Origin of the sequence: Synoicihabitans lomoniglobus, assembly GCF_029023725.1 — a bacterium.
GTDB lineage: Bacteria > Verrucomicrobiota > Verrucomicrobiia > Opitutales > Opitutaceae > Actomonas > Actomonas lomonigloba.
On the sequence record NZ_CP119075.1, the window covers coordinates 5,575,977 to 5,588,949 of the forward strand.

Here is a 12,973-nt window from a genome sequence, read left to right on the forward strand (position 1 = left end):
CGCCATCTTTGTCCCAATTTAGAACCTGCCCATGGCCGAACCCGACCAATCCGATTTTTTTGGCGCCGCCTCCGCCAGCCGCGCCCCCGATGCCACGCCGACGTCCCCGGCCGCCCACCAACCCCTGGCGGCGCGCATGCGTCCGCAGTCGCTCGCCGAGATCGTGGGGCAGGAGCAACTCACGCGCGCCGGCAGCCTGTTGCCCCAGCTCATCACCACCGACCGATTCGGCAGTCTCCTGTTCTACGGCCCCCCGGGATGCGGCAAAACGAGCTTCGCCGAAGTGATTGCCCGCGAGACCAAGAGTCGGTTTGTGCGGATCAACGCCGTGATGTCCAACGTGGCTGAGTTGCGCGAGATTCTCTCTATTGCCCGCAAGATGCCGGAGGCGCGCACGCTTCTCTTCATCGACGAGCTGCACCGCTTCAACAAAGCCCAGCAGGACCTGCTGCTCCCCGATGTCGAGGAGGGCAATGTGCGCTTGATCGGTGCGACGACGCACAATCCCGGTTTTTATGTGAATCCGCCGCTGTTGTCGCGTAGTCACCTCTTTCGGCTCGAACCCTTGTCGACCGAAGCCGTGGCGACCGTGTTGCGTCGGGCACTCGAAGACGGCGTGCGCGGGCTCGGCGAACACGGATTGAGCGCGGACGATGCCGTGTTGACCGATCTGGCCGTGCTGTGTGACGGGGACCTGCGCCGCGCCCTCAACGCGCTCGAAGTCATTGCGCTTTCCCTCGACGGAAAAACCGCGATTGAGGCGACCGAGCTCGAGTCCTTCGCCCGGGAGCGGCGCATCCGCTACGACGCCAACGAGGACGAGCATTACGACACGATTTCGGCCTTCATCAAAAGCTGTCGTGGCGGCGATCCCGACGCTGCTATGTATTGGCTGGCCAAGATGCTGGGCGGCGGAGAAGACCCGCGATTCATTGCCCGGCGCCTCGTGATTCTGGCGAGCGAGGACATCGGTCTCGCCGATCCCTTCGCGTTGCCGCTGGCGGTGGCCGCCCACCACGCCTGCGAGTTTGTTGGATTACCCGAGGCCGAACTCACGCTCGCTCACGCGACCTTGCACATTGCCTGCGCGCCCAAAAGCAACTCCGCCACCATGGCGCTCGCCGCCGCGAAGCAGGCGCTTAAATCAGCCCCGGTCCAGCCGGTGCCGACGACGTTGCGCGACAAAGGCGGCAAAGCCAGTAAGCGGGTGGGGCACGGCAAAGGTTACGAGTATTCGCACGATTTCCCCGAAGGCATCTCGGGCCAAAATTACCTCGAACAGCCGCTCAAACTCTATGAGCCGTCGTCCCATGGTCTGGAGGCGCGGATCGCCGATCGTCTTGCGCGCTGGGACGCCTTGCGGGCGGAGCGTCGCGCTGAACGAGACGAATCCTAATTAACACGCTCAGCTCAATTAATCGCTGACATCGGGCAGTCGTCGACCGACGACCGCGCCGGCGATGGCGCACAGGGCGAATACGGCGAGTGCTAGGGGAGTGGATACGAGGGATAGCGCGCCCGTGATGCCGCCGGCGACCAGCAGGAGCACGCCGATTACACTGTTACTCACCGCGACATAGTCGGTGCGCTGGTTCCCCTCCGCCATATCGACGAGGTAGGTCTTGCGGCCGAGTCGCACCCCGCTGTGGCTCACCCCGAGCAGGAAGAAAACCAACGGAAAAACGATCCGAGCGACCCAGAGGGGCAGATCCAAAAAGCTCAAGCCGATGACGGTCAGCAGCAGCATGGCAGTCGCACTCATTGCGACGCGTAAAACCGTGCGACTGGACCGATCGGCCAACCGTCCCCAGATCGGGGCTGATAGCATGGCGGCGAGGCCGTCGACGATGACAAAAACGCCAAGCCAGATCGCCTTGCCGCCCAATTCGGCGTGCGCCAGTGAAATGACGAACGGAGCGGAGAGTCCCGACCCGATGGCCAGGGCCCGCACGATCACAAAGTCGCGAAAGGGGGCGTCTCGACGCAGGAGTTCCAATCGTTGCCAGGCTTGCGACCAAGCATTGGCGCCGCCGTCGGTTTCGCCGGGAAATTCGTGCACCCCGCTGTAGACCAACGCGGCGGCCACCCACGCCAGAGCGGCGAACAGCAACCAGACCGCGTAGGTCGACGGTGCCGCATCTGTTTCCTGCGACTGCAACAGGAGCAGTCCACCGGCACCGATCGCGAGCCCGCCGCTCAAGGAGGAGATCCAGCCGCGCAATCGTCCTCGTCGCTGTTTGGGGATGGTTTTTCCGATGACGTCTTTTGACGCGATCGAGCTGAGGCCGCGGGCCAAACTGAACACTCCGACGAGCGCCACGACGGCGAACCCGGCGGGGGCTCCTTCGAGCGTGGTGGCCACGACGGCGAATCCAGCCACGGCGGCGGCTTGGCATATGGCGCCCACGACCCAGAACCACTTGCGCAACGGCATTCGCCGCAGATAGCCGGCGATAAACAACTGCGGCAGCAGCGATCCCGCTTCGCGCAGCGGCACGATCAGCGCGAGGAATATCGCGGGCGCTCCCACGGCCTGTAACAACCACGCCAGCGTCGTTTTCGGATTGGCCAAGCGGTCGCCAAGGCCGGTTAGCGTCTGGGCGGAGAGAATTTTCAGAAAATTCCCTGGCACCGTTTGGCACGCCTCGTCGGAAATCGCCTTGCAGGCGCGGGCATCCTCATCCTCGGCGAGGGCGTGATAGACGTGTTCAGGCCAGTCCGCAGGTGAGGGCATCGGGCGAACTTAGCGGTAGTGGAGTGCCTCTCAAGCCTCGCGACGATGGGGAGCGGGATGGTTCATCCGCTTGCACCTCGGCGCGTGGGGCGTATTCTGGAGCCTATGAAACGTTCCCCGTGGCTGATCATTCTTTCGTTGATGTGGGCTGTGGTGGCGTCGGCTCAACCCGGCGGGACGGAAGAAGAGGAGCCGACGGTGATCGGTGTGGAGATCGCCCGGGGGGCGGCAGGATTTTTGGGACTGGCCATCGAAGGCAATGCTTTTGTTTTGCGGTTCTACGATGCCGAAAAAGCAGAGATCAACGCGGATGCGGCCCGCGCGGTGGTGAGCTGGAACGCGGTGCAAAAAGCCGGGCGGCAACGGGTTGTTCTCACTGGTGGTGGATCGGCCCTGCGTTCGCCACCTCGAGTTTTACGGCCCTACGCCTTCATTGCTTACTTGTCTCTGATAACGGAGGACGGTGAGGCGATAGAATCGCATGCCGTCAACATGCGCCAGTTCGAGCCGATTACCGAGTCGCAATAGGCTAAGCGCGCTCCGACGAGGCATTCATTCGACCCGCGAAGCGGATAGCCGCCCGGGGTAGTGATCCTCCTGAACAAAGACTCCCCCCGCCAGAAATCCAGCCTTCCTCCTAAAAAGGGACAGGTCAATAATACTTGACGGGAGAGGGTTTGGAGGGTTGGTTGGATGGAATGAGGCAGGCGCGGATAAAGGTGGATGCGGGGGAGCGGGCGGCGGTTTATCATGTGATGACCCGGACGGTGAATGGAGAACGGTTGCTGGATGATGTGGCGAGGGAGGTGCTGCGGAAACAGTTGTGGCAGGTGGCCGATTATTGCGGGTTGGAAGTCGTCACTTACGCCATCATGTCCAACCACTTCCATGTGCTGGTGCGGGTGCCGCAGAGGGCGGATATGTCCGATGCCGAGTTACTTCGCAGATATGCCGTGCTCTACCCCAAACCGACGCGTTATCAGACGGCGCAATTGGCGGTGATAAAGGGCCAGTTGGCCAAGGGGGCGCCCGAGGGATCGGCGTGGCGGGAACGTCAGCTGGCGCTGATGGGGGACCTTTCCGGCTTCATGAAGCTGCTCAAGCAGCGTTTTTCGGTCTGGTTCAATCGCTCGCATGGGCGCTATGGCACGCTTTGGTCGGAACGTTTTAAAAGCGTGCTGGTAGAGGGCACGTCCGGGGTTATGCGCACAATTGCCGCTTACATCGATCTGAACCCCGTCCGCGCCGGACTCGTCGACGATCCCAAGGATTATCGGTTTTGCGGCTACGCGGAGGCGGTGGCCGGCAATGCCGTCGCCCGACGAGGAATATCCCTCTTGGTGGAGGGCGGAGCGTCTCACGCTTGGTCGTGGTCACATGAGTCCTATCGCCAAACCTTGTTCGGCAAGGGCGGCAAACCAGTCGCCAACACGCGAAGTATTTCGACTGAAGCAGTGGCGCGCACCATGGCGACGCGCGGTCGGTTGCCATTGGCGAGCGTGCTGCGTTGCCGGATCCGGTATTTCAGCGACGGCGCGGTGCTGGGCTCTCGTGAGTTCGTGCAAAAACACCTGGCCGTTTACCGACAGCAAACCGGGCGGCGACAACGCACCGCCCCGCGACCGTTGCCCCAAGTTACCGACTGGGGGGAGTTGACCACGTTGCGCGGTTTACGTCGCCAGACCTTTGGATGAAAACAGCAATTCGCCTAAGTGTTCCTGGGAGCGTCGGCATTCCGGGCAACCCCATCATCGAGTGGAAAACAAAGGGCAGCGGCCGGAATAGGTCGCGATAGGAAAAATCATGCCCGCTGCATCGCCACGGTCACTTCGAGACGTCGGGTGGTGGTGCCTTTGAAAACACCGCGCGTAGGGGTGCAGTCGTGATAGTCGCGACCGGTCGCCACGCGGACGTGACGCTCGCCGGCGACGCAGTCATTGGTCGGATCGAGCGGCCACCATTCGCCGTTGGACAGACACACCTCCACCCACGCGTGACTTTCGGCTGCACCAATGAGCGCCCGCGGTCGGCGGCGCGGGGCCGCTGCATCACGCTGGGAATCGGTCTCAATATAGCCGACCACGTAGCGCGCCGGGATTTCGGCCGACCGCAGAATGGCAATCATGACTTGCGCAAAGTCCTGACACACTCCCGTGCGTTGCTTGAGGCTGGTCGCCACCGAGGTGTCGATCTGCGTGCTGCCCGCGGCATAGGTGAAGGTGTCGTTGATCCAGTGGTTCAACGCCAGGGTTGCTTCACCGATTTCGTAACCGGGACGAAAAAAACGATTGGCGAGTTGGTTGACTTCGGCCGTGAGCACGATCGCGGCCGAGGGCGTGAGGTATTCGTAGTAACGCAGGGGATCGCCGCGAAAAATCTGCCGGGCTTCGGAGACATTGACCTCGAGGAGCGCAGCCGCCGTGGCCGTAGGTTTGGTTTCCACCACGGCGTCACTCGTCAGCGTCAGTTTTTCGTGCCGCTGCACGATGGAAAAGGTCTGCGCGGCGTTGCCGAAGTAGTCCGTGTAAGTGTGCAGACTTGTCGCCGGCTCGATGTCCAGCTGGTGCGAGATCAGCTTCTGATGCGGCGTGACCGCCGGCCGGAGGCGTGCTTCCATGAACGACTCAGTGGCCGCGCCATAGTAGTAGTAGCTGGTCCGATGATTAATGTGGAAGCGCACGGAGTGGAACGGGCATCACGATCATTCGGAGCGAGCCTGCCAAGTCCGGAGTATCGCGGCCGACAGATTGCGTCGCCCACCCAAAGCGAAATGGTGAACTTCCCGCGTGGGGCGCAGGTCGTTCCGAACCTCCGCCGGAGCATTGATTCGCATCTGCTTGCAGCCCAACGGGTGATGAGTGGTGGCCGGTCTCGGCCGCCCCGCCGGGCGATTCGTCGCCAGTGTTGCCTTTGCGGGATTGCGGATTTCGGGTTGCGGATTTCAAATAGAGGGCCTGCGTAGTCGGTCCCGCGGGTTTCGGCTCTCCGGCCCGCGTCCATCCTCATCCTTCGTTCCAACATCACGTGAGTCTCGATTCTCCCACTGCCATTGCCGTCGATGGTGCCACCTTCAAGGTCGGCATCGTGGCCGCCCGTTTCAACCAACGCTACGTGGATGGACTGTTGGCCAGTGTGGGTGAGGTTTTACAAGCCGCCGGGGTGCCGACCGCTCACATCCGGACGATTCGAGTGCCCGGCAGCGGTGAGCTGCCATCCGGTGCGCAAATGTTGCTGGAACGCGGGGGCTTCGATGTGTGCATCGCCCTCGGCGTGATCATCAAAGGCGGCACCCTGCATGACCAATTGGTGGCCGAGGCCGCCCAGCAGGGGTTGATGCGGATCAGCCTCGACCGACGCACGCCCATCATCGCGGGCGTGGTCACGGCGAACGACGACGTGCAAGCCGAGGACCGATGTCTCGGCGAAATCAACCGCGGCGCCGAATTCGCCCGGGGCGCGCTAGAGATGGCCGCCTTGAAAAAACAATTTTCCTCATGAGCAAAGCCCTTTTCGCCCAACGCCGCGACGGCCGTGTCGCCGCCATGCAGTTCCTCTATTCGTGGAGCATCAACGAACCCAGGAATCTGGCGGAAGACATCCGCGTGTTCTTTGAGAACCTCGAGACGACCGAGAAACCGCGCGAGCACTACGCGTTTGGCGAGGAGTTGATCAACGGCGCTTTGCAGAGCATCGCCGAGGTCGATGCCCGCATCAAACAACTCGCTCACAACTGGGAGTTCGATCGCATCGCCCGCATCGACTTGGCCATTTTGCGCATGGCGATTTACGAGATGCTCTTCCGCAAGGACATCCCGCCGATCGTGTCGATCAACGAAGCGATCGACTTGTCCAAACAGTTTTCCACCGCCGATTCCAAACGCTTCATCAACGGCATCCTCGATCGTCTCAAGGATCAGCTCGGTCGCGATTCGCGCAAAGCGGAGTAAGTTTTGCCGCCCTACCGGCGGATCGCAGCGCGACGCGGTGGCAAGGGTTGCACCGTTTCGCGCTCTCCGCACCTTGGCGACTTGGCGTTAAAATCTCATGTTCGGACTGTTTAAAAAATTTAAGTCGGGATTGGCGAAAACCGTCTCGTCGATCTCGCAGACGACGCGCGGCTTGTTCAGCGGGCGTAAAATCGATGCATCCTCCCTGGAAGAGTTGGAGGAGGCCCTCTACACGGCTGATTTCGGAGTCGAGACGACGGAGGAAATCCTCGCCGAAATCAAAAAAGCCTACCGCAAGGATCCCGATCTCAAGGGGCAGGCGGCCGCCGAAATCGGAGCCGCCGTGCTCGAACGCACGCTTGCAGGCAGCGAAGGCAGCCTGACGCCCGCGGAGAATCTCCCCACGGTGGTCGCGTTGATCGGAGTCAATGGTTCCGGCAAAACCACGACGTCCGCCAAACTGGGTTATCTGCTCAAGAACGATGGACAGTCCGTCATGCTGGCGGCTTGCGACACGTTTCGCGCCGCCGCCGTCGAGCAGCTCAAATCCTGGGCCACCCGGCTCGATTTGCCCATCGTCGCGAGTCACACCGGCGCCGATGCGGCGGCGGTCGCGTTCGATGCCTGGCAGGCCGCCAAGACGCGGGGGTGTCAGACCTTGCTCGTCGACACCGCCGGTCGCCTACACACCAAGTCCAACCTCATGGACGAACTCGCGAAGATCCGCCGCGTGCTGCAGAAACACGACGAGACCGCCCCGCATCATTCGTGGCTGGTGGTCGACGGCTCGCTCGGCACGAATTCGATCGAGCAGGCCAAGGTGTTTCACGAAAAGTTTGGTCTCACCGGGCTCGTCGTCACCAAACTCGACGGCACGTCACGCGGTGGCGCGATTGTCGGCATCTGGCGGGAGTTGAAGATTCCGATTTACTTCCTCGGCCTCGGCGAGCAACCGGATGACCTCCAACCCTTCAATGCCCGCAACTACGCCCGCGCGGTGTTTGGACTGGAGGCGTAGCGCGGCGCCAGGTGCCGCGGCCGCGGTGGAAGTGGAGGGAATACTGCGCATCGGCCCGATGCGTTGGGTTGCTGTTCTGATAAGTGGTGGTTTCACTCCCTGATGATCATGGTCGTCCCCTGCCGCACCACCCTGTTTCGCATGACCGCCGCGCTGGCGTTGTTGGCACCGGCGATGGGTCGGGCATGTTGGATCACCCCACCGGATGTCGTGGTGGAAGAGGTTCGGAACGGAGCGTTCTTCGTGCGCAAACTCAATCAAGAGAACGTTGTTCAGGTATGGCGGGCGGCTGACATGACCCAAGTCTGGGCGGTGCATCTGCCGGTCTACGACGCGCTGTTTTCCCAGATCATTCTCAGTCCCGACGGTCGATCGTTGATTCACCTGCGTGGCAACCATCTCGTCAATAAACTCGACGACATGGCGGTGGAGGTGCTGCAGCAGGATGGCCAACGTAGGGTGTGGTTCGTGCACGATTTTCGGGACGACCTCCCGGTGCCCGTGGACCGCCTCAGTGCGTCACCTCGTCACGTGTGGCGTGACGAGGTGGGCGTGATCATGCACGATCGCGTGATGCTGAATCTGGCCGCAGGGGAGGGCGCGAATATCTGGTTTGCCACGCCGCGAATGACTTCTTCGTTGAAGAAGTGACGTCTGTTCGCGTCAGAAGCTCAGCCTCAGGCTGAGATGGATCGAGCGACCCGGGAGCGGGACGACCTCCTTGAGGAACGAGGTATGCCCGCGGGCTTCGGCATCGGTGAGGTTGGTGCCTTTAAGCAACAAGTCCCATGTCGTGACTCCCGTGGTCCAGCGCCAGCCCGCGTAGGCCGACCACAGGGTGTAGCTGTCGGTGGGAATCTCGCCTGGCGCCACGTGCTTCTGGTCGAAGGCGTGGCTCATCCCGGTTCCGGCACGCAGGGCTCCGCGAACCCAGTCGAGAGCGATGCGCCCGCGAGCCGGGGTCACGCGCGGCAGGTCGTGGTGATCGGTGCGATTGCGCCCGCGCACGAAGTCCCCGGCCAGCGTGAGGTCGATGTGTCCGTGTTCGTCCTCGTGCAGATGAAAGATCGCTTCCGCTTCCGCGCCGTGGAATTGCGCGTCGCGCTGTTCGAAAGCGTAGACCGCGAGGCCGTCTTCTTCGGTGCCGCGGGGATTTTCGTAGATGAAGCCGTCGAAACGGTTCGCGAATACGGTGACCTCGCCCGAGATGAATCCGGCGCGGCGGCGAAGCGTGAGGTCAATGCCTTGGGAGACTTCGGTGCCAAGGTCGGGATCACCGATTTCGTAGGCGCTGGTGCCGATGTGCGGTCCGTCGGCAAACAACTCCTGCGCGGTCGGCAACCGCTCAGTGTGGGCCAGCGAGAGGGCGACGATCCAGTCATCGCTCAAGGTGCGCACCCAGCCGGCGGATGCGCTCAGCGCGTCGCCGTCGCGGCTGCGACCGGAACCGTCGTTCACCGCAATGTCCGTCCATTCGGCCCGGGCTCCGAATTGCCACAGATTGGCTCCGGATTCAATCTCCTCAAATCCGAACACGGCGAGCTCGCGCGTGGTGGTGGGCGGTAAAAATGCCTCGGCTCCCACGGCTTCGAAGTCGGATTCCCCCAACTTGGCACCGATGGCACCCTGCAGTTCTCCCCAGGGATCATGCAACGCGTCGAGGCGCAGGTCATAGCCCTCATTGGTGAAGACGGTGCCGACTTCATCGCCTTCGAATTCGGTGTGTCGGTAATCGGCGTGCGACGCCCGGAAGCGCAGGGCCTGCCACCCCGCCGCGGGGTCGCGCCACTCACCTTCGACGTCTAGTCGGCGTTGGCGCAGGTCGATCGAAACGAGGGCCTCTTCGTCCTCGTGTTCGTCTTCGTCGTGGTGGTCGTCGTCCTCCTCCTCGTGCTCCTCTTCGTCGTGTTCGTGAGCGTGCGCGCCGGGCGGCACGCCGTAGTTGGAGTCGAAGCCCTGATACGCGATGCCGATGTAGCCTGCATCGCCCAGCCACGACAGGCCGAAAGCACCGCCCTTCGAGGTCACGAAGGAATTGGACACGAAGCCGAAGGCTTCTTCGTGGTCGTCGTCCTCCTCCTCGTCGTGGTGTTCGTCTTCATCTTCATCTTCATCCTCATCTTCGTGCTCGTGTTCCTCAGCTTCTTCCTGAGCGCGCAACCAGGCGCTTTCAGCGTAACCCGGGATTTCGATGTCGTTGGTTTCGCGATGGAAGGCGTCGGCGTGCCAGGCGAGGCGGCCGGAGCTTCCTTCCAGCACGAGACCGCCGGAGCGTTCATCGTTGCCGGTGCCGATGCGACCTTCGATCCGACCGTGGACGCCGGGATCGGGAGGGGTGGTGTGGATGCGATGGGTGACCACGTTGACCGCGCCGCCGATCGCGGAGCCGCCCTGGAGCAACGCGGCCGGTCCCCGCGTGATTTCAACCCGCTCAATCAGCAATGGGTCGAGTGATACGGCGTGGTCGGGACTCAAGGTCGAAGCATCGATGGTGTCGGTGCCGTTTTGCAGCACGGCGACGCGCGGGCCCCCGAGAGCGCGGATGATGGGGCGACTCGCGCCGGGCCCAAAGTAGGTGGAACTGACGCCGACTTCGTTGGCGAGGAGCTCGCCCAGCGATGTGGATTGGTTTTGGTCGAGCTTGGGCCCTGCGACCACATTGGTGGGTTGGGCGATCTCGCTCGCGCTGCGGGCGTAGGGGTGAGTCGAGACGACGTAGTCGTCGAGGTGAAGCGTATCAGCTTCCTCGGCAGAGTTGCCGGGCGGCAGGGCCACTTGGGCCAGCGCGAAGGAGCTCGCGCCGACAAATAAAAGAGATCTGGCGAATAGAGACATGACAAGGGACGGATAAGGCGGTCGACGGCTCGCGCAGGAGCTATCGCCGACCAAGGAGTTCAGCTGCATCCGGACACACCACGCCCCTGAAGGCGTCGGCGGAATCCGGCGTTTATTGGAGTGCTGAGCTCGCGGGAGGTCCCCGTCCCGGGGGGAGTCGCCATGTCGGCGCGATAAACTGAACCCGCGTGACGGGCTCGGTCGCACCGAGCCACAGTAACCTCACCTGACGCAGCGCCACGGCCGTAGCCGCCAACGCCACACCGGCGGCGAACATATCCACCGCGCAATAGTGCGTGGCGTGATCGCCATCCGCGTGCAACGCATCGTGCATCTCCGGCGCGACGGAAAACAGACCGAGCGCCAATACCGTCAATGCCAACAGTCCCGCCAACGCGCGGTGGCGCGATCTCAGGCGGGAGGTGGATAGGGAGAGCATCATGCGGCGTGGTATTGCGGCGAGAGTATGGCAGATCCGTCAACCCTGCAACTATGGTAAACATTCTGGCGGCCGGGAACGGGAAATTTTTTGCACCCCGGCATGCGTCGTGTTCGTGTGAGCCTAATCCATGCCAGTGCTTTCGCTGCAAAATCTCCGGAAATCCTACCGTTCACCTGCTGGCGAGAGCACCATGGTGGTGAATGTCGGCGCCCTGACTTTGGCCGCCGGGCAACAACTGGCGTTGCGCGGGGTGAGTGGCTCGGGCAAGACGACGTTCTTAAATCTGATCGCGGGCATTCTGCGGGCCGACAGCGGGTCGGTGGTCATTGCTGATACGGATATGATGGCGTTGTCCGAATCCCAACGAGATCGGCTGCGGGCGTCGTCGATCGGATATGTGTTTCAGACCTTCAACCTGTTGCAGGGGTATACGGCGCTCGACAATGTGAAGTTGGGGATGGCGTTTGGCCCCGGCGGCGCGGATCGCGCCCGAGCGCAGGCGTTGCTGGAACGCGTCGGACTCGGCGACCGATTGCACTATCGGCCGCGGCAACTCTCCACCGGGCAGCAGCAACGGGTGGCGGTGGCCCGGGCGTTGGCCAACCGGCCGAAGCTCGTCCTCGCCGACGAGCCGACCGGCAATCTCGATCCCCGCACCGCCGGCGAAGTGCTGCGACTGATCCGCGACGTCTGTGCGGAAAACGACGCGGCGCTGCTGCTGGTGAGCCACGACGACGACGTGCTCGCGCAATTTGACCATGTGCAGGATTTTGGCGCGCTCAACGGCGCGGGCTGGGAGGTGGCGTTGTGACCGTATTAGGTATCGTGATACGCAGCCTGCGGCAGCATGCGCTGTCGACGGTGGTGACCGCGCTGGCGCTGGCGCTCGCCGGCGGTTTGTTGCTCGCAGTCTGGGTGATCAACGCTCAAGCGAAGCGATCGTTCACCGATGTCGCGACCGAGTTCGATGCCGTGCTCGGGGCGCGGGGGTCGAAGTTGCAGCTCGTGCTCAATGCCGTGTTTCATCTCGAAGCCTCCCCGGGCAACATCCGCATGGCCGACTACGAGCAGGTGCGCCGCCATCCCATGGTGCAATCCGCGTTCCCGCTCGCCGTCGGCGACAACCTGCGCGGATTTCGCGTGGCGGGCACGGTGCCTGAAATGTTGGCGCACGCGACCTATGCGAGCGGAGGCGTTTGGAGCGGCCCGGAGGCGCATGAAGCCGTGCTGGGGAGTTTTGCCGCCCGGCAGTTGGGCCTGGGCGTGGGGGATGAATTCAGTCCGACGCACGGCCTCGCCGCCGGCGGGCAGCACGACCATGAGGACCACTACGAAGTCACGGGCGTGTTGGCGCCGACGAACTCGCCGATGGATCGGGTGGTGTGGATTCCGTTGCACGGGGTGCAAACCATGGACGGCCACAACGTGGCGGCGGCCGATCAACTCAGCGCGGTGTTGATCAAGCTGCGTTCGCCGGCGGGCGGGTTCATGCTCGATTCGATGTATAACCGGCAAGGGGCGACGCTGACGTTTGCGTTTCCGGTCGCCGCGATCGTGGCTGACTTGTTCGGGAAGATCAGCTGGTTCGAAAAGGTGCTGGCGTTGGTGGCCAACCTAGTCGGTCTCGTGGCCGGCGCGACGGTGTTGGTGGCGATCTACAATTCCATGTCGGCGCGGCGACGGGATCATGCGATTTTGCGGGCGCTCGGCGCGCGTCGGCGCACGTTGTTTGGCGTCATTGTTCTGGAGGCGATCACGCTCGGGGTGATGGGCATGGCGGGAGCGTTTGGTGTCTTCGCGATCATTGCCGAAGCCATTGTCGTGATACTCCGGGCCGAAACCGGGGCGGTGATCGACCCGTGGGTCTGGCATCCGGTCATGGCGTGGGCTCCCGCCGGACTGATCGCGCTGTGCGGCCTCGGCGGCATGGTGCCGGCGTTGAAGGCCTACCGCACCGACGTCGCCGAAGCCCTGTCGCCCACCAGTTGACCCACCGT

The 12,973-nt window shown here is 62.8% G+C and carries 13 protein-coding genes; 9 read left to right on the forward strand and 4 right to left on the reverse strand.

Annotated features, from left to right (window positions below; genetic code table 11):
* Positions 1 to 31: 31 nt before the first annotated feature.
* Positions 32 to 1,396: a replication-associated recombination protein A gene (locus PXH66_RS21640; protein WP_330928307.1), complete on the forward strand. Its 1,365-nt coding sequence runs from the start codon at positions 32 to 34 to the stop codon at positions 1,394 to 1,396.
* Between the two features lie 18 nt (positions 1,397 to 1,414).
* Here the strand turns inward: PXH66_RS21640 and PXH66_RS21645 are convergent, their stop codons facing one another.
* The gene (locus tag PXH66_RS21645) at positions 1,415 to 2,734 is read right to left on the reverse strand and encodes an MFS transporter (RefSeq protein ID WP_330928308.1); all 1,320 of its coding nucleotides are present in this window, start codon (positions 2,732 to 2,734) and stop codon (positions 1,415 to 1,417) included.
* A 105-nt stretch (positions 2,735 to 2,839) separates the two neighbouring features.
* Here PXH66_RS21645 and PXH66_RS21650 point away from each other — a divergent pair, with 105 nt between their 5' ends.
* Together PXH66_RS21650 and PXH66_RS21655 are read left to right on the forward strand one after the other, a co-directional pair.
* Positions 2,840 to 3,262, forward strand: a complete 423-nt coding sequence (locus tag PXH66_RS21650) for a hypothetical protein (RefSeq protein WP_330928309.1) — start codon at positions 2,840 to 2,842, stop codon at positions 3,260 to 3,262.
* A 170-nt stretch (positions 3,263 to 3,432) separates the two neighbouring features.
* On the forward strand, positions 3,433 to 4,428 hold the full coding sequence (locus PXH66_RS21655) for a transposase (protein WP_330932144.1): 996 nt from the start codon (positions 3,433 to 3,435) through the stop codon (positions 4,426 to 4,428).
* 107 nt (positions 4,429 to 4,535) lie between these two features.
* Here PXH66_RS21655 and PXH66_RS21660 read toward each other — a convergent pair whose 3' ends face one another.
* Positions 4,536 to 5,414, reverse strand: a complete 879-nt coding sequence (locus PXH66_RS21660; protein ID WP_330928310.1) for a transglutaminase family protein — start codon at positions 5,412 to 5,414, stop codon at positions 4,536 to 4,538.
* 344 nt (positions 5,415 to 5,758) lie between these two features.
* On the opposite strand from PXH66_RS21660, the gene ribH reads away from it, so the two are divergent.
* The 4 genes from ribH (at position 5,759) to PXH66_RS21680 (ending at position 8,350) form a co-directional block, all read left to right on the forward strand.
* Positions 5,759 to 6,232: a 6,7-dimethyl-8-ribityllumazine synthase gene (gene ribH / locus PXH66_RS21665; protein ID WP_330928311.1), complete on the forward strand. Its 474-nt coding sequence runs from the start codon at positions 5,759 to 5,761 to the stop codon at positions 6,230 to 6,232.
* Positions 6,229 to 6,681 carry a transcription antitermination factor NusB gene (gene nusB / locus PXH66_RS21670; protein WP_330928312.1) on the forward strand — a complete coding sequence of 151 codons (453 nt, stop codon included), beginning with the start codon at positions 6,229 to 6,231 and terminating at the stop codon, positions 6,679 to 6,681. The genes ribH and nusB overlap by 4 nt, the downstream gene beginning before the upstream one ends.
* A 97-nt stretch (positions 6,682 to 6,778) precedes the next feature.
* Entirely contained in the window at positions 6,779 to 7,699 is a 921-nt protein-coding gene (ftsY, locus tag PXH66_RS21675; protein WP_330928313.1) for a signal recognition particle-docking protein FtsY, read from the forward strand.
* 108 nt (positions 7,700 to 7,807) lie between these two features.
* On the forward strand, positions 7,808 to 8,350 hold the full coding sequence (locus PXH66_RS21680) for a hypothetical protein (protein WP_330928314.1): 543 nt from the start codon (positions 7,808 to 7,810) through the stop codon (positions 8,348 to 8,350).
* A 12-nt stretch (positions 8,351 to 8,362) separates the two neighbouring features.
* Here PXH66_RS21680 and PXH66_RS21685 read toward each other — a convergent pair whose 3' ends face one another.
* Together PXH66_RS21685 and PXH66_RS21690 are read right to left on the reverse strand one after the other, a co-directional pair.
* Positions 8,363 to 10,534: a TonB-dependent receptor gene (locus tag PXH66_RS21685; protein ID WP_330928315.1), complete on the reverse strand. Its 2,172-nt coding sequence runs from the start codon at positions 10,532 to 10,534 to the stop codon at positions 8,363 to 8,365.
* A 112-nt stretch (positions 10,535 to 10,646) separates the two neighbouring features.
* Positions 10,647 to 10,976, reverse strand: coding sequence for a hypothetical protein (locus PXH66_RS21690; RefSeq protein ID WP_330928316.1), 330 nt, complete (start codon positions 10,974 to 10,976; stop codon positions 10,647 to 10,649).
* A gap of 127 nt (positions 10,977 to 11,103) precedes the next feature.
* On the opposite strand from PXH66_RS21690, the gene PXH66_RS21695 reads away from it, so the two are divergent.
* Entirely contained in the window at positions 11,104 to 11,787 is a 684-nt protein-coding gene (locus PXH66_RS21695; protein ID WP_330928317.1) for an ABC transporter ATP-binding protein, read from the forward strand.
* 14 nt (positions 11,788 to 11,801) lie between these two features.
* A complete protein-coding gene (locus tag PXH66_RS21700; RefSeq protein ID WP_330928318.1) occupies positions 11,802 to 12,965 on the forward strand; it encodes an ABC transporter permease in 1,164 nt (387 codons plus the stop codon).
* Positions 12,966 to 12,973: the final 8 nt, after the last annotated feature.

Bases quoted from the DNA above. Each gene is read 5' to 3' on its own strand.
- PXH66_RS21640 (WP_330928307.1), top strand. From the start codon at position 32: ATGGCCGAACCCGACCAATCCGATTTTTTTGGCGCCGCCTCCGCCAGC.
- ftsY (WP_330928313.1), top strand. From the start codon at position 6,779: ATGTTCGGACTGTTTAAAAAATTTAAGTCGGGATTGGCGAAAACCGTC.
- PXH66_RS21680 (WP_330928314.1), top strand. From the start codon at position 7,808: ATGGTCGTCCCCTGCCGCACCACCCTGTTTCGCATGACCGCCGCGCTG.
- nusB (WP_330928312.1), top strand. From the start codon at position 6,229: ATGAGCAAAGCCCTTTTCGCCCAACGCCGCGACGGCCGTGTCGCCGCC.
- PXH66_RS21695 (WP_330928317.1), top strand. From the start codon at position 11,104: ATGCCAGTGCTTTCGCTGCAAAATCTCCGGAAATCCTACCGTTCACCT.
- PXH66_RS21645 (WP_330928308.1), bottom strand. From the start codon at position 2,734: ATGCCCTCACCTGCGGACTGGCCTGAACACGTCTATCACGCCCTCGCC.
- PXH66_RS21650 (WP_330928309.1), top strand. From the start codon at position 2,840: ATGAAACGTTCCCCGTGGCTGATCATTCTTTCGTTGATGTGGGCTGTG.
- PXH66_RS21685 (WP_330928315.1), bottom strand. From the start codon at position 10,534: ATGTCTCTATTCGCCAGATCTCTTTTATTTGTCGGCGCGAGCTCCTTC.
- PXH66_RS21690 (WP_330928316.1), bottom strand. From the start codon at position 10,976: ATGATGCTCTCCCTATCCACCTCCCGCCTGAGATCGCGCCACCGCGCG.
- PXH66_RS21655 (WP_330932144.1), top strand. From the start codon at position 3,433: ATGAGGCAGGCGCGGATAAAGGTGGATGCGGGGGAGCGGGCGGCGGTT.